Origin of the sequence: Nocardia spongicola (assembly GCF_047200775.1) — a bacterium.
GTDB lineage: Bacteria > Actinomycetota > Actinomycetes > Mycobacteriales > Mycobacteriaceae > Nocardia.
In genome coordinates, this window is record NZ_JBJZOO010000002.1 from 528,255 (window position 1) to 550,792 (window position 22,538).

The following is a 22,538-nucleotide window of genomic DNA, read 5'->3' on the forward strand; positions in this document are numbered from 1 at the left end:
GGTACGAGCGGTGCGGGTCGTAGTGGTCCGCGCCGCTCGCGGTGTGGCCGTATCCGGTCCGGAGCTGTTGCGGGGTAGTGGATTTACACGTTATGCGCACCGAGGGGCGCCATAGCGTGATAGCCGTGTCCGCTGCCGCGACACGCCAGGCTGTCTTTCCTGTTGTGTCGGCTGTGGCCCCGCCGGGCTGTGTGGCGACGGTCCGAGGAGATGACGACCATGCCACACAGTCCAGCGTTCGGGGCCGCTGCTCACGTCGTGATACCGGATACGCCGCCGGTGGGGCTGGTGGCGATCACGGTGGGGGTGGCGGTGCCGGTGATCGGCGCCGACAGCACCTGAGAGGTGCCTATGTTGGTGATGAACAGGGTGTTGCCGGAGGCGGTGATCCCCGGAGCGAGCGTCAGACCGGTTACCAGGGGGGTTGGTGTGCCGCCGGTCACCGGCACCGTCACCACCCGATTGGCCACGGCATCGCAGATGTAGAGGAGATTGCCGACCCGGACGAGACCATTGGGCTGACTCAGGCCGGTCGCCAGCAGGGTCGGGATGCCGCCGGTCTGCGGCACCGAATACACATTGCCGCCCGGGTTGACGGAATCGGTGAAGAACAGCAGGCCGCCGTAGGTGTAGGGCAATGCGTTGCTGGTGCCGTCCACGGAGGTGACGGTGACACCGACGGTACCGGTGCCCGGTGGGGCGATGGCGTTGATCTGGGTATCGGAGACGATATAGAACGTGGTCGCTGTCGCCCCGAACCGCACGGTCAACGGGCCGACGCCGGTGAAGCCGCTGCCGAAGATCTCCACGGTGTTGCCACCGGATTCGGGACCGGAAATCGGGTTGAGCGAGGTGAGCACGGGTGCGGCCAACAGAGCCGCCGCGACCGCCGCGAACCCCGGTTGGGTGGGCACCCCGTCGGTGATCCCGAAGACGCTGGTGGGGCTGGTGGTGACCACAGTGGGGGTGGTGGTGCCGGTGATCGGCGCCGACACCACTTGATCGGTACCTCCGTTGGTGATGAACAGGGTGCTGCCGGAGACGGTGATATCCCTCGGGAGCGACAGTCCGGTCACCAGGGGAGAGGGCGTGCCACCGGTTATCGGCACCGTCGACACCCGAGCGCCGAAGAATTCACAGATGTATAGGAGGCTGCCGACCCGGACGAGACCAAAGGGAGAGCTCAGGCCGGTCGCCAGCAGGGTCGGGATGCCACCGGTTTGCGGTACCGAGAACACATCGCTGACGCCATCGGTGAAGAACAGCAGGCCTGCGCCGTTGTAGGTGTAGGGGAGCGGGTTGCTGGTGCCGTTCAGCAGGGCGGCGACGGTGACCTCGACGGTGCCGCTGCCGGGTGGGGCGATGGCGTCGATCTGGGTGTCGGAGACGATGGTGAACGTGGTCGCCGTCGCCCCGAATCGCACGGCCAGTGGGCCTGCGCCGGTGAACCCGCTGCCGATGATCTGTACCGTGTTTCCGCCGGAGGTGGGGCCGGAGCTGGGGTTGAGCGAGGTGAGCGCGGGCGCCATCGGTGGCCTCCGAACGGGAAAAGATTTGTCTTGCAAGGGATGTCATGGCGGTTGCGGCACCGCTATATCCAGTAACCCACTGGTCGTGGTGGTTTCGCAACGCATCTCCGGTCGCGGTTCCGCAACGAATCCTCTTGGCGGGTTTTCCGTTTCGACCCCAGATCTGCGACCGGCTGGTCTCCTGGAGTGATAGTGGTTGTCCGGCAGCAGGTGTCGATATGGCATCCGCCGGACTGCCCGAGGACTGCGCTATTTTCTGACGATGTCGACCGGGTCGGTGAGCGCCAGCGCCAATGCGGATTGCTGTGCGCTGCTGCGCTGCGGGATGGCGGCGACCGCCTTGTCGGTTTGGGTGTTCAGGTTGCCGACAATGCGCTGCAGCTGGTCGACCCCGCCGGTGAGTTGACTGATGGCACTCACCAGCTGGGCGCCGCCCTCCTCGGCGAGTTGCGGCAGGCCCTCTGCGAGCTTCGCGGCTTCGGAGAGTTGCGCGCTCGCACCGGTCAGCCGGTCGACAACGGTGCGAAGCAGGGTGCCGAGATCGGTATCAGGGTCGGTCGCGGCACCGACGAGCTCGCCGAGGTCGTTCAGCTGGGGACCTGCCTGGCCCGCCACAGCGTGTAGCCCTTCCAGCTTGCCGATGATATCGGCAAGCGCCGGATCGTTCGCGAACGGCAGAGCGCGTAGCAGTGGCAGTATCTGGTCGAGCCCGCTACTCACCGTGCTCGCTGTCTGTTCCACCTGGCCGATCGTGATACCCGTCGAATCCAGGGCGTCAGCAAGCTGATTCGCCTGTGTGGCGGCGCCGTCCATGGTGGACTCGAGCAGTGCGATGGCTGAAGTCAGCTGTGCCGAGCCTTCTTTGGCGAAGTCGAGGAAGCCGAGCAGTTGATCGGCACCGGAACTGAACTGATCGGCTCCAGCGGCCGCCGCGTTGACACCCGCACTGAGCAGCTGGGCGGTGAAATGCACTTGCGAAATCTGGGATCTGGCCTGCGCGGTGGCGGTGAGCGCGGCATCGACGCCGATGGCGCCGATCTGATGCGTTACCTCGTCCACCGCACTGTCCACCACAGCGGTGTCGGCGTCTTCATGGGTGCGCACGGTGACTTCGGCCCGTTTCGGTTGGTCGCCGACCAGGGTGCTCATGGATTCGGTGAGGTCGGTGGGCAGGGTGATCACCGCGGTGTAGTCATCGGTGTTCGCCTCATCCGCCGAGACGGCAGCCCATTCATGGCCACCTGCCTCCTGGAGCGCTTGGACGACGCGCGCACCTGTCGGCCCGGTATCGGCGTTGACCACTGCGATTCCGCTCGGAGCCTGGCCGGACCCGGCGCATGCGGTGATTCCGGCCCCAAGGGCCGCCGCGGAGACCATGGCGACGGTACGGAGAGCCCAGCGGGCGTGTTTTCCGATCACGCACGCAGACCCTAGACGTCGGTTATGCCCCGGTCCCTGGCAATTCTCTGAGATTTGTTTAAGGGTCGGTCAGCGGTGCGATCGGGTAGTTCGAGAACCAGTCGGATGCCACCGAGCGTGCCTTCATCGAAGTAGGCTCGGCCACCGTGCAGCTGGGCTTGTTGTGCGACCAGGGCCAGACCGAGGCCGGAGCCGCCTTTACTGGCCTGACTACCACGGAAGAAGCGGTTGAAGACAGCCTCCCGTTCTTCGGGTGGGATGCCGTGGCCGTTGTCGTCGATGGAGATGACGATGTGGCCGTTGGCTTTCCGGTGCGCGGAGACCAATGCTTCGGTGGCTGCGCCATGTCTGACCGAATTGGTCAGGGCGTTATCCACTGCCAGGCGCAGCCCAGCGGGCAGGCCGCGAGTCACCAATTCGGTGTCGGAGTCGATACGTACGGAGAGGCCGGGGAAATGCCGCATGGCATCGTGCGCGGCTTGGTCGCACAGATCACCGACGTCGGTGGCGACATGATCGCGTTCATCGGTCAGATCGCCGGTGGCCAGCCGTTCCAGGGCGGCGAGCGTGGTCTCCACCCGGCCTTGGCTGCGCTGCAGGTCGTCGAGAATCTCCGCGCGCTGTGCCGCATCGAGATCGAGGGTGCGCAACACTTCGAGGTCGGTGCGCATCGCAGTGAGTGGGGTGCGTAATTCGTGGGCCGATACGGCGGCGAAGTCGCGTGCTGTCTCCAGTGCGGCGGCGGTCTGGGCTTGTGCCTGATCCACGCGGTGCAGCATGGTGTTCACCGCTTCGGCCAGTTTCTCGGCTTCGCGCACGCCGGACTCCCGCACTGGTGCCTGTGGATTGCGCGGGTCTGGGAACGCGCTGCGCGCGCCGACCTGCTGAGTGAGCCGCACGATCGGACGCACCGCCGCGCCCGCGAGCAACCAGCCCAGTGCCGCGGCGGCGGCAATGGACAGCAGGGCGCCGACGAGTACCCATCGTTGCTGCTGCGCGGTGGCCTCGGCCGCTCCTGCGGCTGGGATACCGAGTGAAACGACTCGGCCCGTAGGCTGATACTCCATAGTGGTGAGAATCCGGTACGGAGTGCCGGATACCGTCACGGTACGGGAGCCGGACGGCAGCGGGGGGAGTTCGGTGTAGGTACTCGCGATGACCTCGCCTTTATCGCGCACAGTGACCTGTAGATCGTTGGTCAGTCCGGTCACCTTGATGAACTGGACCGCGACCTGGGGCTCGATCAGTATCAGTCGCGACGCGACGGTGAGTTGCTGGTCGGCCTGCTGCAGATTATTGCGCTCGATGGCGCGGACACTGATCAAACTGATCAAGGTCACGATGATGATCGCGCCTGCGGCCGTTGCGCCTGCGACCCGGCTACGCAGCGAAAACGACCGTCCCCATAAGCTCTTCGGTGGTGGGATGGGGGCAGTGAACTCAGTCATTTCGGCGCTCGCAGCACGAATCCGACACCGCGGATCGTGTGCAACAGCCTGGGCGTATCGCCCACCTCCAGCTTGCGTCGCAGGTAGCCGACGAACACGTCGACCACATTGGTATCGGCGGCGAAGTCGTAGCCCCATACCAGTTCGAGTAGCCGCTCCCGGCTCAGTACCACGCCGATGTTCCTGGCCAGGGTGGACAGCAGCTCGAATTCTCTTTTGGTGAAATCGATCTCGCGACCGTGTAGCAGCGCACGGTACCCGGCGATATCCACCTCGAGCGGACCGACGGTGATCGCGGTCTGCGTCGTTGTCGGCGTGGCATCGGACCGTCTGCGCAGCAGCGCACGGATCCGCGCCACCAGCTCTGCGAGCACGAATGGCTTGACCAGATAGTCGTCGGCGCCGGACTCGAGTCCGGAGATACGGTCATCCACCGACGCACGGGCGCTGAGTACGCAGATCGGCACCTCATTGCCCATCGCACGCAACGCGGTAACCACGCCGGCGCCGTCGAGCACGGGCATGTTCATATCCAGCACGATGGCATCCGGTGCGTGTTCTTTCACACTGCGCAGCGCCTGCGCGCCGTCTCTGGCCACCACCACGTGGAAACCGGATAGTCGGAGCCCGCGCTCGACCGAAGCGAGCACATCTTCGTCGTCGTCGACAATGAGGACGGTCGGGTTCACGCTCCGTTCGGTCACGTCGTTCATTCTGCCGTCCGCGGGCGCGGTATCCGGTCCCGCATCGGGCATAGTGTCGTCCGGTAGTTGTGGCTTACCGGGTTCGCGGTATGGTTCGGGCCGGTGGCAGGCACCGGGCTCGGGGATATCGTGGCCGAGCCGCCTCCGCGCGCGGAGGCCGCGGCGGGACAGCGGGCGGAACGCTCTATGGCGCATTGTCTCCAGATCGTCGAGGGGTACGGCGATCGCAAGGCTATGCCGAGTCGTTGGCAATGCGGTGAATGTCCGTTGTGGAGATGGTGAGAATGCCGCCGGCGCGCCGCGTGCTCAGGCAGGTGCCACCGGGTCCGCGTCGGCCGGAGCCACTGCGGGCTCGGCGGGAGTCACTGTTTCGTCGATGCTCTCGGTATCGGCCCGCACCGTTTCCAGCCACTCGGGGCGTGCTGCGCGGATCTCTTCTCCCAGTGTCGTGAGCACTGCCGGATCTTCGATGGTCGAGGGGACCTCGAACGATTCGCCTGCGGTGAGCTGCCGGATGGTCTTGCGCAAGATTTTGCCGGACCTGGTTTTCGGCAGTGCCGAGGCGATGAGGACATCGTAGAGGGTGGCGATCGCGCCGACCTGGGTCCGCACCCGTTGGATCAGTTCATCGCGTAACTGTCGTGGATCCACGTCGACACTGGACTTCAGCACCACATAGGCCAGCGGCTTATGCCCCTTGAGTTCATCGGGCAGCCCGATGACGGCGCATTCGGCTACCACGTCGTGCCCGGCGATGGCGGCCTCGATACTGCCTGCCGATAGCCGGTGCCCGGCGATATTGATCACATCGTCGCTGCGACCGAGGACGAACAGGTAGCCGTCCTCGTCGAAGTAGCCGGAGTCGCCGCTGAGATAGTGGCCGGGGTAGGCGGAGAGATAGGAGCGCTGGTACCTGGCGTCGTCATGCCAGAGTCCGGTCAGTGTGCCCGGTGGTAGCGGCAGTCCGATCACGATATTGCCCTCGGTGCCGGGTGCTACCGGATTGCCGGAGGAATCGAGTACTCGGAGCCGGTAACCCGGCACCGGCACCGCGGCCGAGCCCGGCTTGATCGGCAATTGCTGTAGGCCGAGTGGGTTCGCGCAGATCGGCCAGCCGGTCTCGGTCTGCCACCAGTGATCGACCACAGGGCAATCGGACCGATCGGCGAGCAGGACCTCGTCGGCCCAGGTGTAGGTAGCCGGATCGAGTCGCTCGCCCGCGCAGAACAGCGCGTGCAGGCTGGACAGGTCGTAGTCACGAGCCAGCTGTGCGTCGGGATCGGCTCTGCGGATGGCTCGCAGCGCGGTCGGCGCGGTGAACAGCACATTCACTTTGTGCTGAGCGATCACCCGCCAGTACGCCCCGGCGTCGGGGGTGCCGACCGGCTTGCCTTCGTACAGCACAGTGGTCGCGCCGACCAGCAGTGGGGCGTAGACGATATAGGAGTGCCCGACCACCCAGCCGACATCGGAGGCCGCCCACATGACCTGGCCCGGGGCCAGGTTGTAGATGTTGCGCATGGACCAAGCGAGGGCTACCGCGTGCCCACCGTTGTCCCGGACGACACCCTTGGGTTTTCCGGTGGTACCAGAGGTGTAGAGGATATACAGCGGATCGGTCGCCGCGACCGATACCGGATCGGCCGGTGGCGCGTCACGGACAGTGTCGTCCCAGTCCAGCCACTGTGCGACCACGGTCTCCGCCGAACTCGGCAGAGACTCGGTAGCAGGCTGCGGAGCGGGGAACGGAATAGTGTCGAACTGCGCTCGCTGCTTGACGATCACCGTGCGCGGTGCGGTGGTCTCGGCAAGATCCAATGCCCGCAACACGATCGGTGGATATTCGATCCGCCTGCCCGGCTCGATGCCACCGGACGCGGTGATGATCAAGACCGGCTCCGCGTCGTCGATGCGGGCGGCCAGCTCCGGCGCGGCGAAGCCGCCGAATACCACTGAGTGCACCGCGCCGATGCGGGCGCAGGCCAGCATCGCGATCACCGCTTCCGGGATCATCGGCAGGTAGATGACCACACGGTCGCCCGCCGAGACACCGAGACGGACCATCGCTCCCGCGAACCGGGATACCTCGGCGAGGAGCTCGGCATAGGTGTACACAGCACTGTCACCGGTGCTGGCGGAGTCGTAGATCAGCGCGGGTTGATCAGCGCGATCCGCTGTCTCCGCGGTGGCAGGGTGCACATGCCGGTCGAGTGCGTTGAAGGATGTGTTGAGGCGGGCATCGGGAAACCAGCGGGCCGTCGAGCCCGCGGTGGTGTCGACGACTTGCTCCGGCGGGACGTCCCAGTCGATCGTTTCGGCCGCACGAGCCCAGAACGCAGCGGAATCCACCAAGCTGCTCTGATAGGCCGGTCGGTAACCCTGCCGCACGTTCAACCCCGTGACTCCCTAGCCTTGCTTCGATGCCCGCCTCGATAGATCTGTTTGATTGTGGCAGACTTCACGCGACGCCCGGCTGGGTGCCGCGACCTTTGGTTTTGTCCGGAAAGGGCAGGTCAAAGGTTACGACTTTGCACGGAGTCACCCAAGAAGTTATTGATCCGTTAGAATCTGATGTCACTTATTTGGGCCATCGTAGACGCAATTTCTCGGCCAGCCGCAGTTCTCGGCCAGCTCCACCTGTCGAGCCATGCACGCGATTGTGGAGGTTCGGTGATGGCGCGTGGTAGAGGCCAGTTTGGAAAGTGAGTGGGAGATGCGTGACGCCGCTAGGTCCAGCAGTAAGCGCTGGGCACTCGGCAACTGGGACTTGCGCTGGAAGGTGACGGCCGTACTCGCCGTGCCGTTGGCAGTCGCGGTCGGGCTCGGCGTGACCAGGATCTCGTCGGAGTTCACCGAAGCGAATCGGCTCGCCGACGTCGCCGAGAGTGTTGCCGCCCTCCCGGTGGTCACCGCGCTGAGCGCGCAGACCGCGACGACCGCGGGTTCGCAGATGATCGCGCTGCAGCCGAACAAGTCGGTGGTGACCGATGAGAACCTGGCCGATCTGGACGCGGCGATCGCCAATGCCGAGGCGATGGCCGGTCGGCTCTCCGGTGTGCCGAGCGTCCGGGCGGCCCTCGACAGCATGCTCACCGAGGCCAAAGCCATCCGCGCACAGGGCAAAGAGGTTTTCACCGGACCGAGCGAGGACATCCTCGCGGTGATCGACAGGGTCCGCAACGACAGTGTGCGGATCGTGGAGATCACGGTCGGCCGGATCAGCAATACCGCGGTGGATACCCCCAAACTGCGGCTGGTCGACTCGCTCAACACCCGTGCCACGCTGTCCAGCGAGCTCGCTACGGTCCCTGATCTGCTCCGTAATCCGCAGACCGGGGTGCAGTCCTTCTTGATCGCGGCGAATACCGAGCGGGAAATGATCAACCTGCTCGCGCATCGCTTCCCCGACGGAGACACCGCGGTCGCCGATCTGCGTACCGGCGTCGATACCAGGACCGCGCTGTTGAGCAGTCCGCAGGCCAGAGCGGGCCAGATCCCGATCGGTGATCTGAAGCAGTCGCTGACCGAGAGCCTGGCGGTCTACGAGGGTGTGGTCGCCAAGGCCACCAGGGATATCGACTCCGCGACACAATCCTTGGTATCCGCCGCGCAGCGCGGCGCGTGGACCTATACCGCGGTGGTCATCATGACTATTCTCGCCGCGCTCCTGCTCGCCGTATTCGTCGCGCGTTCGATGATCGTCCCGCTGCACCGGTTGCGTCTGGCCGCGCTGCGGGTGGCGGAGAGCGATCTGCCGCATGAGGTCGCGCAGCTGCGCAACGGTGCTTCGCCGGAGGAGGTTCCGTTGGAGCCGATGCCGGTGCGCAGCGCAGAGGAGATCGGTCAGCTGGCCCGCGCTGTCGACGATATCCACGGTCAGGCACTGCGTTTGGCGAGCGAACAGGCGAAAATGCGTTCGCAGGTCAACGATATGTTCGAAACCCTGGCGCGGCGATCGAAGTCGCTCGTCGACCATCAGCTCAGCTTGATCGAGGCGATGGAGTACGACGAGAAGGATCCGCGTCTGCTGGAGAACCTGTTCCGGCTGGATCATCTCGCGGCGCGTATGCGTCGAAACGGCGACAACCTGCTCATTCTCGCGGGTACCAAGCAGCGTCGCGTCAGGTCCGTTCCCGTCGAGATCGCCGATGTACTGCGCGCCGCGATCTCCGAGGTCGAGGACTATGAGCGCGTGAAGCTCGGCGCCACTCCACGTGGTTCGCTCAGGGAACCGGCCGCCTCCGATCTCGCGCATCTGTTCGCCGAGCTGTTGGACAACGCGTTGCGTGCCTCGCCTCCGGAGACCGACGTCAAGTTCACCTTCGCGCAAGCACATGACCAGGGTCTGTTGATCGAGGTCGCCGACCGCGGCATCGGTATGCCGCCGGCCGAGATGGCCGATATCAATCATCGACTTCAGGAAAGCGCCGAGCCCGGCCCCGACACGGCTCGCCACATGGGTCTTTTCGTGGTTGGCCGCCTCGCCGAGCGGCACGGTCTCACGGTACGGTTGCGTCCCACTTTCGACACTGCCCGCGATCCGGGTGTGACGGTGACCGTGCATGTGCCTGTCGGACTGATCGTCGCGAGTAAAACGCCCGCGGCGCAGCCCGTCACCCCACAGCCCTCGCCGCAGGCGGCTGCACCGCAGCGACCCGCGGCACCGTCGTCCATGCAGACGCGGGCGATAACCCCGACCCCTGGGGGAAATGTCATGGTCACTGTCGATCCTGGAGTGAGTGGTCCTATTCCAGTTGACAACTCCGCCTCGTCCGGCCCCTCGGAGCGAAGTGGACCGCCGAGCCCAACCGCTGCCACAGGCCCCGGCGGGCTGCCCCAGCGGCAGCCGGGTTCCACGATGTCATCCGGTTCGCGGCCGGACGACCGGCAACAGGGCGCGAGCCTGCGTCCACCGCAGGGCCCGCGGACATCGGGTGGTCCGCAGCTGGGCAAACTGGCCGCGGCGAGCTTGCCCAAGCGCAACCTGAGCCCTGGCGGTCCGCCGCCGCGCAAACCAGGCGATCATCCGGAGGAGGCAGGCGCGGGTCTGCCGCCGCGTGAGGTGAACTCCGCCGGCCTGCCGCAGCGGCAGCCTGGTTCGAGTGGTTTGCCGCAGCGGGAGCCTGCGGCGGGTGGTGTGTCGTCGCGGGAGCCTGCGGTGGGTGGTGTGCCGTCGCGGGAGCCTGGTGTTACTGATGTGCCGCAGCGGCAGCCCGGGTTGGGTTTGCCGCAGCGGCAGCCTGGTTCGGGTGGTGTGTCGTCGCGGGAGCCTGCGGCGGGTGGTGTGCCGTCGCGGGAGCCTGGTGTTACTGATGTGCCGCAGCGGCAGCCCGGGTTGGGTTTGCCGCAGCGGCAGCCTGGTTCGAGTGATGTGCCGCAGCGGCAGCCCGGGCCGGGGACACCGCAGCGGCAACCGGATTCCGGCACGCTGCCCGCGAGTAACGCTCTGCCGCGCCATGCATCGGACGCCGATAGTGTGCCGCAGCGTGGTAGTGGACTGACCGGCCTGCCGCAGCGGCAGCCGGGCGCTCAGGCACCGGACCGTCAGTCCGTACCCCAGGGAGTCGGCTTGCCACAGCGGGAACGTGGTGGGCAGCATGCGGCGAACGACGCGCAACCGCCCGCTACAGCGGGCCGCGATCCCGGCAAGCACAGTTTCCGGTCCAACCCGGCGAAGACTGCCTCGTTCTTCCAGACCAGGCTGCAGCCGGCGGTGGATGCGGAGCCGGCGGTGGGTACGCCGATTTTCGCTGAGATGATGTCGGCATGGCTTTCGGATACCGATGCGGATCGGTCTCATGCGGCAGCTTCCTTCGAATCGGCGGGCGACGAAGGGTGGCAGGCGGCTCGACGCGCCAGTGAGGCACGGACCGAGACGAAGACGGCAGCGGGCTTGCCGCAACGCAATCCAGGCGGAAGGCTGGTCCCGGGTGGTGTCAGCGGTGTGGCGGACCGGGCGCCGCAACGCGATCCAGAAACGATCAGGTCCAGCTTGAGTCGTCACCAGCAGGGCGTCCGGGATGGCCGCGCAATGAGAGCAATGAACCTAACTGGAGATAAAGGAGACCGATGAACCCCGATCTAGGTGGTACGAATCGTCAGCTGGATTGGCTGGTTTCGAACTTCGCCAACGAGGTTCCTGGGGTAGCCCATGCCGTCCTGGTCTCGGCCGACGGTCTACTCATGGCCGCCAGTGCCCAGTTGCCGGTCGACCGCGCCGAACAGCTCTCGGCGGTGACGGCCGGGTTGGCCAGCCTTTCGGTCGGCGTCTCGAACCTGTTCGAGGGCGGCACTGTGCTGCAGTCCGTCGTCGAGATGGAGCACGGATACCTGCTGCTCATGGCAGTCGGTGACGGTTCCTATCTCGCTGTGCTGACCAACACCTCGTGTGATATCGGTCAGGTCGGCTACGAAATGGCTTTGTTGGTCGAGCGGGTTGGCCAAACTGTTCAGGCCACACCACGCGTCACGATGGGTTCCTGATGGTGGGATGGACATAGAAGATTTCCACATGGGGAGTGTCGAGCCGAGCCTGGTCCGCCCATACTCATTGACAGCGGGCCGGACCAGGCCCGCGGTCGAGTTGGCGTTGGAGGCCCTCGTCGCATCGCATCCGGTCGCCTTGGAGCGGCAGTTCGAACTGACCAACATCGAGACATCGATCGTGGAGTTGTGTAGAGAATCGCCGTCCGTTGCCGAAGTAGCAGCCCGACTCGGTATCCCCATCGGGGTGGCGCGGGTGTTGGTGGCCGACCTGATAGAGGCCGGACATGTGCGCGTGTCGGCGACTTTGAAAGACGATTCCAGCGACGATGAACGTCGCGAGCTGATCGAAAGGGTTCTCAGTGGACTCCGGCGTATTTGATTCCACGGCGCAGGTCGACACCCGTACCAGCAAACCGACCTCGGCGAAGATCGTGGTCGCGGGTGGCTTCGGTGTCGGGAAGACCACGTTGGTCGGTGCTGTCTCGGAGATCGTTCCGCTGCGCACCGAGGCATTGGTGACCAATGCCAGCGCCGGAATCGATAATTTGACCGGCGTCCCGATGAAGTCGACTACTACCGTGGCGATGGACTTCGGGCGGATCAGCCTCGCTGATGATCTCGTGTTGTATCTGTTCGGCACGCCCGGCCAATATCGATTCTGGTTCATGTGGGACGACCTGATCCGCGGCGCCATCGGCGCTGTGGTGTTGGTCGATACCCGCAGGCTGGAGGACAGTTTCGCGGCTGTCGACTACTTCGAAGCGCGCAACCTGCCGTTCCTGGTCGCGCTCAACGAGTTCGACGACGCGCCGCGATACCCGCTGGAGGACATCCGGCAGGCGCTCGCGGTGCCCGCCGATGTACCCATTCTGTCCCTTGACGCACGGCGGCGTGAACCTGCCAAGCACGCGTTGGTCTCGCTCACCGAATATGCCCTGCGCAAGGTGATGCAGGGGCACTGAATGCTCGCGTGGTATGCCGAAGTACCGGACACGGCCGGATAGGGTTGTCCGGTGCGGACTTCGGCGCGAGAGCTACTCGAGCAACTGCTCGATAGGGACTCGTTTGTCAGCTGGGATCGGCCGCCGGTAGCGGTGGCCGTGACCCAGCGGTATCACGATGATCTCCGCAAGGCCGCGGAGCTGGCCGGTATCGATGAATCAGTACTGACAGGAACGGGACTGTTGCGTGGTCGCCCAGTGGCGGTGATCGCTTGTGAGTTCGGTTTTCTGGCTGGTTCGATCGGGGTCGCCGCGGCCGAGCGGATCGTCGCGGCGGTCGAGCGTGCCACCGAACTCGGGTTGCCACTGCTCGCTTCGCCTACCTCGGGCGGTACCAGGATGCAAGAGGGCACGATCGCCTTCGTGCAGATGGTGAAGATCGCCGGTGCGATCACGGCGCATAAATCGGCCGGGTATCCGTACCTGGTCTACTTGCGTAACCCTACGATGGGTGGGGTCTTCGCCTCATGGGGGTCGTTGGGGCACATCACCTTCGCCGAACCGGGCGCGCTCATCGGGTTTCTCGGTCCGCGGGTCTACCAGGCCCTCTACGGCAAACCATTTCCGGAAGGTGTGCAGACTGCGGAGAACCTGTACCACCGTGGCGTGATCGACGGTGTGTTGTCGGTTCTTGTTTTCCGCCGTATCGCGCATCGTGCGTTGAGTGTGTTCAGTGGCGCCCAATTCCCCGCTGTCGGCGCCGGACAACGTATCGGCGCGCAACCGGCCACAGTGCTGGAGGCCGATCCATGGCCGCGGTTGCCGCAATCGACACCGGTAGCGGCGGAACCTTCCGCCGCGGATTCGGATGGGCACAGCACGGCGCGTTCTCGCGCCGATGAGGCGCCTGGCCACTATGAAGACAATCCGGTGTGGCAGTCGGTGTTGATCTCGCGCCGTCCGCAGCGCCCTGGTATCCGGGATCTGCTACGCCACGTGACACAAAGAGTTCCGCTCAGCGGGACCGGGCAGGGCGAGTCGGATCGCGCGACCGTACTCGCGCTCGGGCGGTTCCGTGGGCAACCGTGTGTGGTGTTCGGGCATGATCGGTGCGGACAGCCTGGTGAGAACACCATGGGCCCTGCCGCGCTGCGTGAGGCGCGGCGCAGTATGGCGCTTGCGCAGGAGTTGCGGTTGCCTCTGGTGCTGATCATCGATACGGCGGGTGCGGCGCTGTCGAAGGAGGCGGAGGAAGGCGGGCTCGCTCCCGAGATCGCCCGCTGTATAGCGGATCTGGTGACCTTGGATACTCCTACGGTCTCAGTGCTGATCGGCCAGGGAACCGGTGGTGGCGCGCTGGCCCTGCTGCCCGCCGACCGGGTACTCGCAGCTACCAACGCATGGCTGGCTCCGCTACCGCCGGAAGGGGCCAGTGTCATCGTCTTTCGTGATACCGACCATGCCCCAGAGCTCGCCGCTGCCCAGCGGATCGGCGCTCGCGCTCTGCTCGCCGACGGCGTGGTCGACCGGATCGTGCCGGAACGTCCGGATGCCGCGGATGAGCCAGTGGATTTCGCCCGCCGGATGGTCGCCGCGATCGCACAGGAACTCGAAACTCTGCGTGCCAGGCCGAAATCGGAGATACGCGCGCAGCGGCAGACGCGTTATCGAAGACTGGGGTTGCCCGGTGCCGCGGGGTGATTCGCCGCCGAGTCGGTCAACACGCCATGAGGTGTGATTGACGGTTCGCCATCACACTTCTACCGTCGGAATGTGGCATTCAGAAGCGAGACCAGCGCCGTTCCCCCGATCGTATTGAACGACGGGAATGTGATCCCGCAGCTCGGCTTCGGTGTGTTCCAAGTGCCGGCCGAGGATGTCTTCTCCGTGGTCACCACCGCGCTGGAGGTGGGCTACCGCAGCATCGACACTGCGGCGGTCTACGGCAACGAAGAGGGTGTCGGCCGCGCGATCCGGGAATCCGGCCTGCCGCGAGATGAGATCTACATCACAACCAAGCTGTGGAATTCCGAACAGGGCTACGACTCCACGCTGCGTGCCTTCGACGCGAGCATGGACCGGCTCGGCGTGGATTACCTCGATCTCTACCTGATCCACTGGCCGGTGGCGGCCGCGGGCCGCTTTGTCGATACCTTCCGTGCCTTCCAGACGTTGAAGTCGCAGGGGCGGGTCAAGTCGATCGGGGTATCGAACTTCACGGTCGAGAACCTGCGGCAGCTCATGGCGGAAACCGGGGAGATCCCGGTGGTGAATCAGATCGAGCTGCACCCCCGGTTGGCGCAGCGGGAGCTGCGCGAGTTCCAGGACGCGAACGCGATCTCCACCGAAGCGTGGAGCCCGCTCGGTCAGGGCACGCTGCTGGACGACGGCACCATCACCGCGGTGGCCGCCGAGGTCCAGCGTACTGCGGCGCAGGTGATCATTCGCTGGCACCTGCAGCGAGGAACCATCGTCATCCCGAAGTCGGTCACACCGGCGCGGATCGCGGAGAATTTCGATGTCTTCGGCTTCGAGCTCACCGCGGAGCAGATGGCGGCGATCGACACACTGGATACCGGCGCGCGTATCGGCCCGGATCCGGAGGCGTTCACGATAGGCCTGATCGACTGAGCCGCTGTACGGCGGGTCAGCGTAAGCCGAGGTGCTCGGTGAGCTCGACCACCGCGGCACGTCCCGCGCGATTGGCACCGATAGTGCTCGCCGAGGGGCCGTAACCGATCAGATGGATACGGGGATCTTCGGCCACCTGGGTGGCCAGCCGCCCCGTCATGGTGATTCCACCGCCTGGACCGCGTAGCCGCAGCGGCGCCAGATGGTCGAGGGCGCTGCGGAACCCGGTAGCCCAGAGAATCACCTCGGCCTGCTGGAAGGAGCCATCGGCCCAGCGCACCCCGTTGGGTTCTATGCGCTCGAACATCGGCAGCCGGGTGAGCACACCGCGGGCTCGGGCCGCGCGTAACCGGTCATCCAGAGGCAGACCGGTTACCGATACCACCGATCCCGGCGGTAGTCCGCGCCGCACCCGGTCTTCTACGATCGCTACGGCTGCTCGCCCGATCTCCGCGGTGAAGATACCCTCGCGAAACCGCGGTGGAGTCCTTGTCACCCAGGTGGTGCTGGTGACCTCGGAGATCTCATCGAGCAGCTGTACTGCCGAGATGCCACCGCCGACCACGACGACATGCTTGCCCGCGAATTGTTCGGCATTGTGGTAGTCGCGGGTGTGCAGCTGTTTGCCCGCGAAGGTCTCCGCCCCGGGATAGTGCGGGATGAACGGACGTTCCCAGGTGCCGGTGCAGTTGATCAGGCCGCGTACTCGGAGGGTGCCCGCCGTATCGGTTTCCGCGGTGAGTACCGCATCGTGGTGGCCGGTTCCATCATCGACGGTGCGGTCACAGACCACAGTGACCGACACCTGCCTGCGCACTCGTAGGTCGAAACGGTTTTCGTACAGCTCGTAGTACTGCGGAACGGCGGTAGCGGCGGGTGCGGAGCCGGTATCCGAGGGCAGTGTTTCCGCGAAGGACATTCCGGGGAGGTCATGCACTTTGTTGGCCGTCGCGAGGGTCAGCGAAGGCCAGCGGAATTGCCAGGCACCACCTGGCCCGGGGGATCGGTCTACCAACAGGAAGTCCCGCTCGGCGCGCAACCCGAGGCGCTGGAGGTGATAACCGGCCGACAAGCCGGCCTGACCAGCGCCGATGACCAGAATCGCGAAATCGGTCGGCATCGCTGTGATGATATCGCTCACTGCGGAGCAGGCGGCTGGGTGTGGCAGAGTGATAGAGAAACCAGACGGACTGTTCAGCTGGGGAGGTCGGATGCTCGGGGTCAGCCGTGATGGTGACGTGGTCACCATCGAATTGCAGCGGGAGGAGCGCCGTAATGCGCTTAATCGCGAACTTGTGACGCAGCTGCGCGAAGCGGTTCTCGCCGCTGTCGCCGAGCAGGCACGGGTTATCGTGTTGACCGGTCGTGGTCCGATCTTCAGCGCGGGTGCCGATCTGTCCGGAGCACATTCCGAGGGTTTCCTGTCCGAATTGCTGGACATGCTGCACACCATCGAATCGGCGCCGATCCCGGTGATCTCGGCGATCAACGGCGCCGCGATCGGTGCGGGCGTGCAGCTGGCACTCGCTTCGGATCTACGGGTGGTCGCGCCGGACGCGTACCTCGCGATTCCCGCGGCGAAACTGGGAGTTACCGTGGATGGCTGGACCGTGCGCAGACTGGTCGCGCTGATCGGCGGTGGTCCGGCCAGGGCCGTACTGCTCGGTGCGGAATCGGTGTCTGCTCCCGATGCCTACACATTCGGTTTCGCCAACCGGATCGGCGACCTCGCCGAAGCGCAGGACTGGGCGAAACAGATCGCGGCGTTGGCGCCGCTTTCGCTGCGGCATATGAAACTGGTGCTCAACGATGACGGAACGCGGCGGCCGGACAGCGCGCAACAGCGCGCGGCGCTGGAGACGGCCTGGGCGAGTGCGGATGCCGCGGAAGGTCGTTTGGCCAGGCAGGAGAAGCGCGCCGCGAAGTTTGTTGGTCGATGATGACTATTCGACGTATCGCAGGTGCTGCCGCGGGTGCGCTCGGCATTACCTGGCTGGTTCGGGCGATATGGGACATTCCCTCGGCGATGGGTGCTTCGATTTCGGCGATCCAGCCGTATGCGGCGGGCGCGACAAGCTACCGTGACCGCCAGTTCCACAACACCGAGCCGAGTAGCCAAGTGGTTGCTGGGTCGGCGCGATCGCTGTTGATCTCGATGTTGACCCAGCGCACTGCGGGCAGGCCGCGCGGGGTCATACCACTGCAGACTCCGCGGCCGCCGAGCGCGGCGGCTGATGTCGCTGTCACGTGGTACGGCCACGCCACCACGCTGATCGAGCTCGACGGGTACCGGATTCTCACCGATCCCGTATGGAGCGAACGGGTTTCGCCCTCGGCCTTGGTCGGGCCCGCCCGAATGCATCCGATGCCGCAGCCGTTGTCGGAATTGCCCGCGCTCGACGCGGTGATCATTTCCCATGACCATTACGACCATCTGGACAAGGACACGGTTCGGGAACTCGTACGGTGGCAGCGTGCGCCATTTCTTGTTCCGATCGGCATCGGTGCGCACTTGCGGCACTGGGGCGTCCCGGAAGATCGGATCGTCGAATTGGATTGGGGCGGTTCGATCTCGTTGGCGGACCTCGGTGCGGCGCGAGACGGCGCGGATCTGGTGATCACTTGTACCGAGGCGCGGCATTTCTCCGGCCGTGGCCTATTGCGCAATACCACGCTGTGGGCATCGTGGTCGATCGCCGGGCCGACCAGACGGGCTTATTTCGGTGGCGATACGGGATATACGAAGGCTTTCACCGAGGCGGGGACAGCGCTCGGGCCATTCGATCTGACGCTGCTTCCCATCGGCGCTTATGACGAGCGCTGGCCGGATGTGCACATGAATCCGGAGGAAGCGGTGCGGGCACATGCGGATCTCTGTGCCGGTGACCCCGGCTACGGACTGCTCGTGCCGATTCACTGGGCGACATTCAATCTCGCCTTCCACGGTTGGTCCGAGCCGGTCGGACGGATGCTGACGGCGGCACGGGAGGCGGGCACCGCCGTCGCGGTACCGATGCCGGGGCAGCGGGTGGACCTACTGAGTGCCCCGCCCGGTGATTTTTGGTGGGAGAATATCGGGTGAACAGCTCCAGCTGATCGGTTATCGGGAAGGATTGACGGCGATGAGTTTCACCGACACCCTCAAGGGCCTGGTCGATAAGGGCAGGGACACAGCGGCCAAGAACTCCGACAAGATCAACGATGCGCTCGACAAGGCCGGTGACTTCGTCGATCAGCGGACGCAGGGCAAGTACTCGGACAAGATCACCAAAGGTAAAGAGGCCGCCAAGAAGTTGATCCCGCCGGACCAATCCGGACCGCGGCCCTGAGCCGATCGCTATCGCGCCGCACGCCTGGGACAGTGGGAGAACCGGAAGTGGCTGCGGCACTGTGGGTCCGGTGCGGTACCGGCCAGGAGCGGGCCGAGTAGCCTTGCGGCAGTAGTGCTATCGAAAGGGATGTGCTCCCGACCGCATGTGGTCGGGAGCACATCCCTTTCTCTTGTTCGGTGGGCGGGTGTTACTCCAGGTCGGCGGAGTCCATCCACTTGGTGGTCCCCGGCGCGGCGGCGAGCGTGCCGATCAGGTCGATACCTGCGATGACCAGCGTGGGGCCACCGACGACGATGGTGCCGATGACGGCGCCCACGCTCGCACCGGCGATAACGCTGGCGATGACGGTGGGGCCCGCGACGATACCGGTGAGCCCGATAAGTCCGCCGACGATGGTGCCGATGAACCCGCCGACCGCGGTGGCGATGCCGAACTGCGATGCGAAAGCGTTCATCGCGCGCTGGTTCTCGTACGTCGAGGCGACCGGGTGCGCCTGGGCGATGTTCTTGACGACGGTCAGCTCCAGTACCCGGCCCGCCTCGCGCAGCGCGAAGGGCATGGGGAATTCGAGCCCATCCTGTCGGAAGGTGAGCGGCATGGTGACCACGGTGTTTCCGGCGCGATCCTGGATGTCGACCGCACTACCGCGGGCGGTGAAGGTGCCATCGGTGAGCGTTGTGACGATCGTGTTTCCGATCAGTTCGGCCTTGTATCCGATATCCGGGATCGAGGCCGGGGCCGGTTGCGCGTGTGCTGCGCTCGACCCCACCGTCAACGCTGTCAGCGCGGCGACCAGCGGCATGGCGGCAGCAGTGATTCTCCGGAGAATCATTTCTCGGTGTCCAATCTTCATCAGGTTTCGAACGTGCGGAACATGGCGTGCGCCGAATCCCTTCCCCCCGGCGCGTGCGTCCGTGAAGTGATTCTGGAAGACGATTGCTTCCAGCAAGGTAACTGTACAGTGGCTGAGCCGGAATAGTAAGAATTTGAACAGACTTGGACGGCGAGGGGAGAGCCGGTGCCGCCGCGCCGGAGCCGGCGCTGCCGACCACGCGCAGGCGGCCGGTGGCCGGATTTCATCCGCCTATGCGGCTCACAGCAGTAGGTGCAGGGCGACGGAGCCGAGGCAGACGGTGAGGACCGCGGCGAGCGCGAGTGCGTCTCGGCGACCTGGGGCACCCGGGTGCGCGGTGAGCTGTCCGGTTCCGCCGCGGGCGGTGATCGCTTCGCCGAGTTCGCCTGCGCGGCGAGTGGATACCGCCATGGCCGCGGTGAGGATATCGATGATGGTGTTATCGGCGGCACGGGAGAACAGGCCTGCTCTCGGCCGGAGCCTGCGTGCCGCCCGTAGGATCCGGATTTCCTCCATGAGCAGCGGAAGCCCCCGGAGAGTCAGTGCGACCACGACAGCCCATTCGTCCACGGGAACCCGGATTCTGCGCAACGGCGCACCCAAGGTGGCCAGGGCGGGCGCGATATCGCTCATCGGTGTGGTCCATGCGATGAGCAGCGCGGCGGTCACCAGGATCAGGCCCAACATCACTATCTGCGCGTAACGAAGCACCGCTTCACCGCCGACCGGGGCGTTGACCAGGGCTCCTCCCGCGAGCAGCGCCCAGAACCACCACGGCAGCCGCGGCAGTGTGCCGAGCGGTAACCGGGCGAGTGCTCCGACGAAGATCAGGAACGCGACCATCACGCCGAGTACCGGCCAGGATGGGATGAACATCAGCACCACACTGATCAGGAATACCCCGATCATTTTGGTGCCTGCCCACAGCCGATGCACCGGACTGATACCGGGAACCTGACGCAACAGCACGGTGTTCATCGGCGATCTCCCATCCCGCGATCATCCGGATAGCGACCTGCCGGATAGCCCGACAGCATCGAACCGCCGTGTGCGAATCGCCCTGTATCGTCGCCGGGCCAGAGCGGCACGCTGGGCCCGGCCGGAATCGGCGCGACCCCGCGCACCGGCTCATCGGCCGGTATGCGTCCGGACTGCAGTCGCACCATACGGTCGCACACCACCGCCATATCGGCCACATCGTGTGAGATCACGATCAGGGTCAGTCCGGAGTCCCGCAGTCGCGCGAGTAGTTCCACGATATCGGCCCTGCCCTCGGGGTCCAGTCCGGCCAGCGGTTCGTCGAGTACGACCACCTGTGGGTGGCTGGCCACGATCGCGGCAAGGACCACACGTTTGGCCTGTCCGCCGCTGAGCTCCTCGATAGAGCGCGCGGCCAGTGCGCGGTCGAGGCCCACCGCGTCCAGTGCTCGACCGGCCATGCCAGAACCGGTCGCGTGCCCGGCCCAGTCCGCGATCTCCTCGCCGACGGTCTGCTTCTGTAACTGCAGCCGGGAATGCTGGAAGGCCAGCGCGACCCGCCCGATCTGCTTGGTGATCGGTTTTCCCCGCAGTTCGCAGCGACCGGAGCTCGGAGTGAGCAGCCCGGCCATGATCCAGGCAAGGGTGGATTTCCCCGAGCCGTTTCCACCGACGATGACCAGTGTTTCGCCGCGCCGCACCGATAAGTCGACGCCGTGTAGTGCGGGCGCCTCCCACGGGGTTCCCGTGTTGTAGCTGTGCCGGACATCGCGTAGTTCCAGAATCGGCTCGCCCATGGGCCTGCGCCGCGTATCGAGCGCCGGACGGGGCCAGGCGGGCAGCTGCGCGACCGAACGTCCCCCGGCCAGGTGTACAACTCGATCGGCGGCCTCGGTATCGGCCTCGTGATGGGTCACCAGCACGACGGCCATCGGGTGCCGCTCGGGCAGTGCCGCGAGCAGTTCCACGAGTTCGTGGCGTCCGTCCGGATCGATCATCGAGGTCGCTTCGTCGGCGATCAGCAGTGCCGGGCGTCTGGCCAGCGCCGCGGCGACCGCCAGGCGTTGTTGCTGGCCGCCGGACAGGGTGGCGGTCTCCTTGCCGCCGAGCGTGCCGAGCCCGACTTCGCCGAGTAGTCCGTCGACATCCACCTCGGCGGCGAGCTCGGCGGGTAGTCCCCACACCACATCGTCGGCGACGAGCACGCCGAGGGTCTGGCTTTCCGGCCGCTGTAATACCAGTGCCGTTCCACCGATCTGCCCGAGGCCGGCCGATCCGGGCCGGTGCACAGCTCCGGAGGTGGGCGGCAACCCGGCGAGCAATCGGGTCAGTGTCGACTTGCCCGATCCGTTGTGCCCGACCACGGCGACGAATTCACCGAGTTCGATGGTCAGGTCGATATCGTGCAGCGTGTTCTCGGCCGCACCCGGATAGCGGTATCCGGCGCCGCGCAGCGTGACGGGCAGCGGTCCGATGGGCCGGTCATCGGGTGGTGCGTCGAGCCGGTCGCGTCCGGGCAGCCAGTCGAGCCGGTCGAGCACCGAGCCGAGGACGTACCAGGAGACCACCCCGGTGACGATCATGCCGAGGGCGACGCTGCCGCCGATCCATGCCCACCACCAGCGCAGTACCGAATCGGCCAGCTCCGTCGCGAGCCGCCCGAGCGGTTCCAGCTGCGACTGGCGCGCCGCGAGATCCTGCACACCACGTGACGCGTTGCGGATGTTGTCGAACATCAACTCGCGAGTTCTGGCGAACAGCAGGAGCAATCCGACCGAGAACGCCGCCCAGCCGAGTCCGGTCAGCAGTGCGAGGCCGAATACCGCGAACACACCCCCACCTCGGCGCTTCACGATGCCGATGATCCCGCCCGTCGTCGCCGTGGCGAGCAGCGCGAGCGCGGACATCATGCCCGCCGCGACAAAAGTGACCAGTGTGGCCGCGATGGTCGCACTCGCCAGCGCACGCAGCCGATAGCGCTGAGCGATCAAGCCAACAGGAACCGCGGCCAGCAATTGCAGTGCGGCGGCGAACGGGATGATCGAGCCGACAGTCACCAACCCGACAGTGGCCCCGCCGAGCACGGCTCCGGTGGCCAGCTCGATCGGCCGTAGCGGTCCATGCTCTCCCGGTTCGCCCGCACGGGCCAGTGCACTCACAGCACAAGTCTGCCAGTCCGGGGTATGGGCTCGGCCGCGGCGATTCGCATGGTTCGGT

Annotated in this window: 18 protein-coding genes; 9 read left to right on the forward strand and 9 right to left on the reverse strand. The window is 65.6% G+C overall.

The window, feature by feature from the left end; all coding sequences use genetic code 11:
• Window positions 1-251: 251 nt before the first annotated feature.
• From ACL02S_RS07455 to ACL02S_RS07475, 5 genes are all read right to left on the reverse strand, one after another.
• The gene (locus ACL02S_RS07455) at window positions 252-1,529 is read right to left on the reverse strand and encodes an IPT/TIG domain-containing protein (RefSeq protein WP_412801552.1); all 1,278 of its coding nucleotides are present in this window, start codon (window positions 1,527-1,529) and stop codon (window positions 252-254) included.
• A gap of 249 nt (window positions 1,530-1,778) precedes the next feature.
• A complete protein-coding gene (locus ACL02S_RS07460; protein WP_412801553.1) occupies window positions 1,779-2,948 on the reverse strand; it encodes a YhgE/Pip domain-containing protein in 1,170 nt (389 codons plus the stop codon).
• A gap of 11 nt (window positions 2,949-2,959) precedes the next feature.
• Complete coding sequence (locus tag ACL02S_RS07465; protein WP_412801554.1) at window positions 2,960-4,396, reverse strand: sensor histidine kinase; 1,437 nt, start codon at window positions 4,394-4,396, stop codon at window positions 2,960-2,962.
• The gene (locus tag ACL02S_RS07470; protein ID WP_412801646.1) at window positions 4,393-5,109 is read right to left on the reverse strand and encodes a response regulator transcription factor; all 717 of its coding nucleotides are present in this window, start codon (window positions 5,107-5,109) and stop codon (window positions 4,393-4,395) included. Before ACL02S_RS07470 ends, ACL02S_RS07465 begins: the two co-directional genes overlap by 4 nt.
• A 297-nt stretch (window positions 5,110-5,406) precedes the next feature.
• Entirely contained in the window at window positions 5,407-7,494 is a 2,088-nt protein-coding gene (locus ACL02S_RS07475; protein WP_412801555.1) for an AMP-binding protein, read from the reverse strand.
• Window positions 7,495-7,813: 319 nt separating this feature from the next.
• Here ACL02S_RS07475 and ACL02S_RS07480 point away from each other — a divergent pair, with 319 nt between their 5' ends.
• The 6 genes from ACL02S_RS07480 (at window position 7,814) to ACL02S_RS07505 (ending at window position 15,158) form a co-directional block, all read left to right on the forward strand.
• Window positions 7,814-11,173, forward strand: coding sequence for a sensor histidine kinase (locus ACL02S_RS07480; RefSeq protein WP_412801556.1), 3,360 nt, complete (start codon window positions 7,814-7,816; stop codon window positions 11,171-11,173).
• Window positions 11,170-11,583: a roadblock/LC7 domain-containing protein gene (locus tag ACL02S_RS07485; protein ID WP_011207200.1), complete on the forward strand. Its 414-nt coding sequence runs from the start codon at window positions 11,170-11,172 to the stop codon at window positions 11,581-11,583. Before ACL02S_RS07480 ends, ACL02S_RS07485 begins: the two co-directional genes overlap by 4 nt.
• Before the next feature lie 7 nt (window positions 11,584-11,590).
• On the forward strand, window positions 11,591-11,965 hold the full coding sequence (locus ACL02S_RS07490) for a DUF742 domain-containing protein (protein ID WP_412801557.1): 375 nt from the start codon (window positions 11,591-11,593) through the stop codon (window positions 11,963-11,965).
• The gene (locus ACL02S_RS07495) at window positions 11,946-12,548 is read left to right on the forward strand and encodes a GTP-binding protein (RefSeq protein ID WP_412801558.1); all 603 of its coding nucleotides are present in this window, start codon (window positions 11,946-11,948) and stop codon (window positions 12,546-12,548) included. The genes ACL02S_RS07490 and ACL02S_RS07495 overlap by 20 nt, the downstream gene beginning before the upstream one ends.
• Window positions 12,549-12,599: 51 nt before the next feature.
• Window positions 12,600-14,228, forward strand: coding sequence for a carboxyl transferase domain-containing protein (locus tag ACL02S_RS07500; protein WP_412801559.1), 1,629 nt, complete (start codon window positions 12,600-12,602; stop codon window positions 14,226-14,228).
• Between the two features lie 72 nt (window positions 14,229-14,300).
• Window positions 14,301-15,158 (forward strand): aldo/keto reductase, encoded by an 858-nt coding sequence (locus tag ACL02S_RS07505; RefSeq protein ID WP_412801560.1) that lies wholly within the window; start codon window positions 14,301-14,303, stop codon window positions 15,156-15,158.
• A gap of 16 nt (window positions 15,159-15,174) precedes the next feature.
• Here the strand turns inward: ACL02S_RS07505 and ACL02S_RS07510 are convergent, their stop codons facing one another.
• A complete protein-coding gene (locus ACL02S_RS07510; protein WP_412801561.1) occupies window positions 15,175-16,278 on the reverse strand; it encodes an NAD(P)-binding domain-containing protein in 1,104 nt (367 codons plus the stop codon).
• Between the two features lie 91 nt (window positions 16,279-16,369).
• Between ACL02S_RS07510 and ACL02S_RS07515 the strand changes: the two genes are divergently transcribed.
• Genes ACL02S_RS07515 through ACL02S_RS07525 form a run of 3 tightly spaced genes read left to right on the forward strand, consistent with a single transcriptional unit; the run spans window position 16,370 to window position 18,487 of the window.
• Window positions 16,370-17,098 (forward strand): enoyl-CoA hydratase, encoded by a 729-nt coding sequence (locus ACL02S_RS07515; RefSeq protein ID WP_412801562.1) that lies wholly within the window; start codon window positions 16,370-16,372, stop codon window positions 17,096-17,098.
• On the forward strand, window positions 17,098-18,240 hold the full coding sequence (locus ACL02S_RS07520; protein ID WP_412801647.1) for an MBL fold metallo-hydrolase: 1,143 nt from the start codon (window positions 17,098-17,100) through the stop codon (window positions 18,238-18,240). The genes ACL02S_RS07515 and ACL02S_RS07520 overlap by 1 nt, the downstream gene beginning before the upstream one ends.
• 40 nt (window positions 18,241-18,280) lie before the next feature.
• The gene (locus tag ACL02S_RS07525; protein WP_412801563.1) at window positions 18,281-18,487 is read left to right on the forward strand and encodes an antitoxin; all 207 of its coding nucleotides are present in this window, start codon (window positions 18,281-18,283) and stop codon (window positions 18,485-18,487) included.
• A 190-nt stretch (window positions 18,488-18,677) separates the two neighbouring features.
• On the opposite strand, the gene ACL02S_RS07530 is transcribed toward ACL02S_RS07525, so the two are convergent.
• From ACL02S_RS07530 to ACL02S_RS07540, 3 genes are all read right to left on the reverse strand, one after another.
• Window positions 18,678-19,322 (reverse strand): DUF8020 domain-containing protein, encoded by a 645-nt coding sequence (locus ACL02S_RS07530; RefSeq protein WP_412801564.1) that lies wholly within the window; start codon window positions 19,320-19,322, stop codon window positions 18,678-18,680.
• A gap of 261 nt (window positions 19,323-19,583) precedes the next feature.
• The gene (locus tag ACL02S_RS07535; RefSeq protein WP_412801565.1) at window positions 19,584-20,321 is read right to left on the reverse strand and encodes an energy-coupling factor transporter transmembrane component T family protein; all 738 of its coding nucleotides are present in this window, start codon (window positions 20,319-20,321) and stop codon (window positions 19,584-19,586) included.
• Window positions 20,318-22,480, reverse strand: coding sequence for an ATP-binding cassette domain-containing protein (locus ACL02S_RS07540; protein ID WP_412801566.1), 2,163 nt, complete (start codon window positions 22,478-22,480; stop codon window positions 20,318-20,320). Before ACL02S_RS07540 ends, ACL02S_RS07535 begins: the two co-directional genes overlap by 4 nt.
• Window positions 22,481-22,538: the final 58 nt, after the last annotated feature.

What these genes read in the sequence shown, in the direction of transcription:
- ACL02S_RS07455 (WP_412801552.1), bottom strand. Translation starts at nt 1,529, where the DNA reads ATGGCGCCCGCGCTCACCTCGCTCAACCCCAGCTCCGGCCCCACCTCC.
- ACL02S_RS07465 (WP_412801554.1), bottom strand. Translation starts at nt 4,396, where the DNA reads ATGACTGAGTTCACTGCCCCCATCCCACCACCGAAGAGCTTATGGGGA.
- ACL02S_RS07470 (WP_412801646.1), bottom strand. Translation starts at nt 5,109, where the DNA reads ATGAACGACGTGACCGAACGGAGCGTGAACCCGACCGTCCTCATTGTC.
- ACL02S_RS07480 (WP_412801556.1), top strand. Translation starts at nt 7,814, where the DNA reads ATGCGTGACGCCGCTAGGTCCAGCAGTAAGCGCTGGGCACTCGGCAAC.
- ACL02S_RS07485 (WP_011207200.1), top strand. Translation starts at nt 11,170, where the DNA reads ATGAACCCCGATCTAGGTGGTACGAATCGTCAGCTGGATTGGCTGGTT.
- ACL02S_RS07490 (WP_412801557.1), top strand. Translation starts at nt 11,591, where the DNA reads ATGGACATAGAAGATTTCCACATGGGGAGTGTCGAGCCGAGCCTGGTC.
- ACL02S_RS07510 (WP_412801561.1), bottom strand. Translation starts at nt 16,278, where the DNA reads ATGCCGACCGATTTCGCGATTCTGGTCATCGGCGCTGGTCAGGCCGGC.
- ACL02S_RS07515 (WP_412801562.1), top strand. Translation starts at nt 16,370, where the DNA reads ATGCTCGGGGTCAGCCGTGATGGTGACGTGGTCACCATCGAATTGCAG.
- ACL02S_RS07520 (WP_412801647.1), top strand. Translation starts at nt 17,098, where the DNA reads ATGACTATTCGACGTATCGCAGGTGCTGCCGCGGGTGCGCTCGGCATT.
- ACL02S_RS07525 (WP_412801563.1), top strand. Translation starts at nt 18,281, where the DNA reads ATGAGTTTCACCGACACCCTCAAGGGCCTGGTCGATAAGGGCAGGGAC.
- ACL02S_RS07530 (WP_412801564.1), bottom strand. Translation starts at nt 19,322, where the DNA reads ATGATTCTCCGGAGAATCACTGCTGCCGCCATGCCGCTGGTCGCCGCG.
- ACL02S_RS07535 (WP_412801565.1), bottom strand. Translation starts at nt 20,321, where the DNA reads ATGAACACCGTGCTGTTGCGTCAGGTTCCCGGTATCAGTCCGGTGCAT.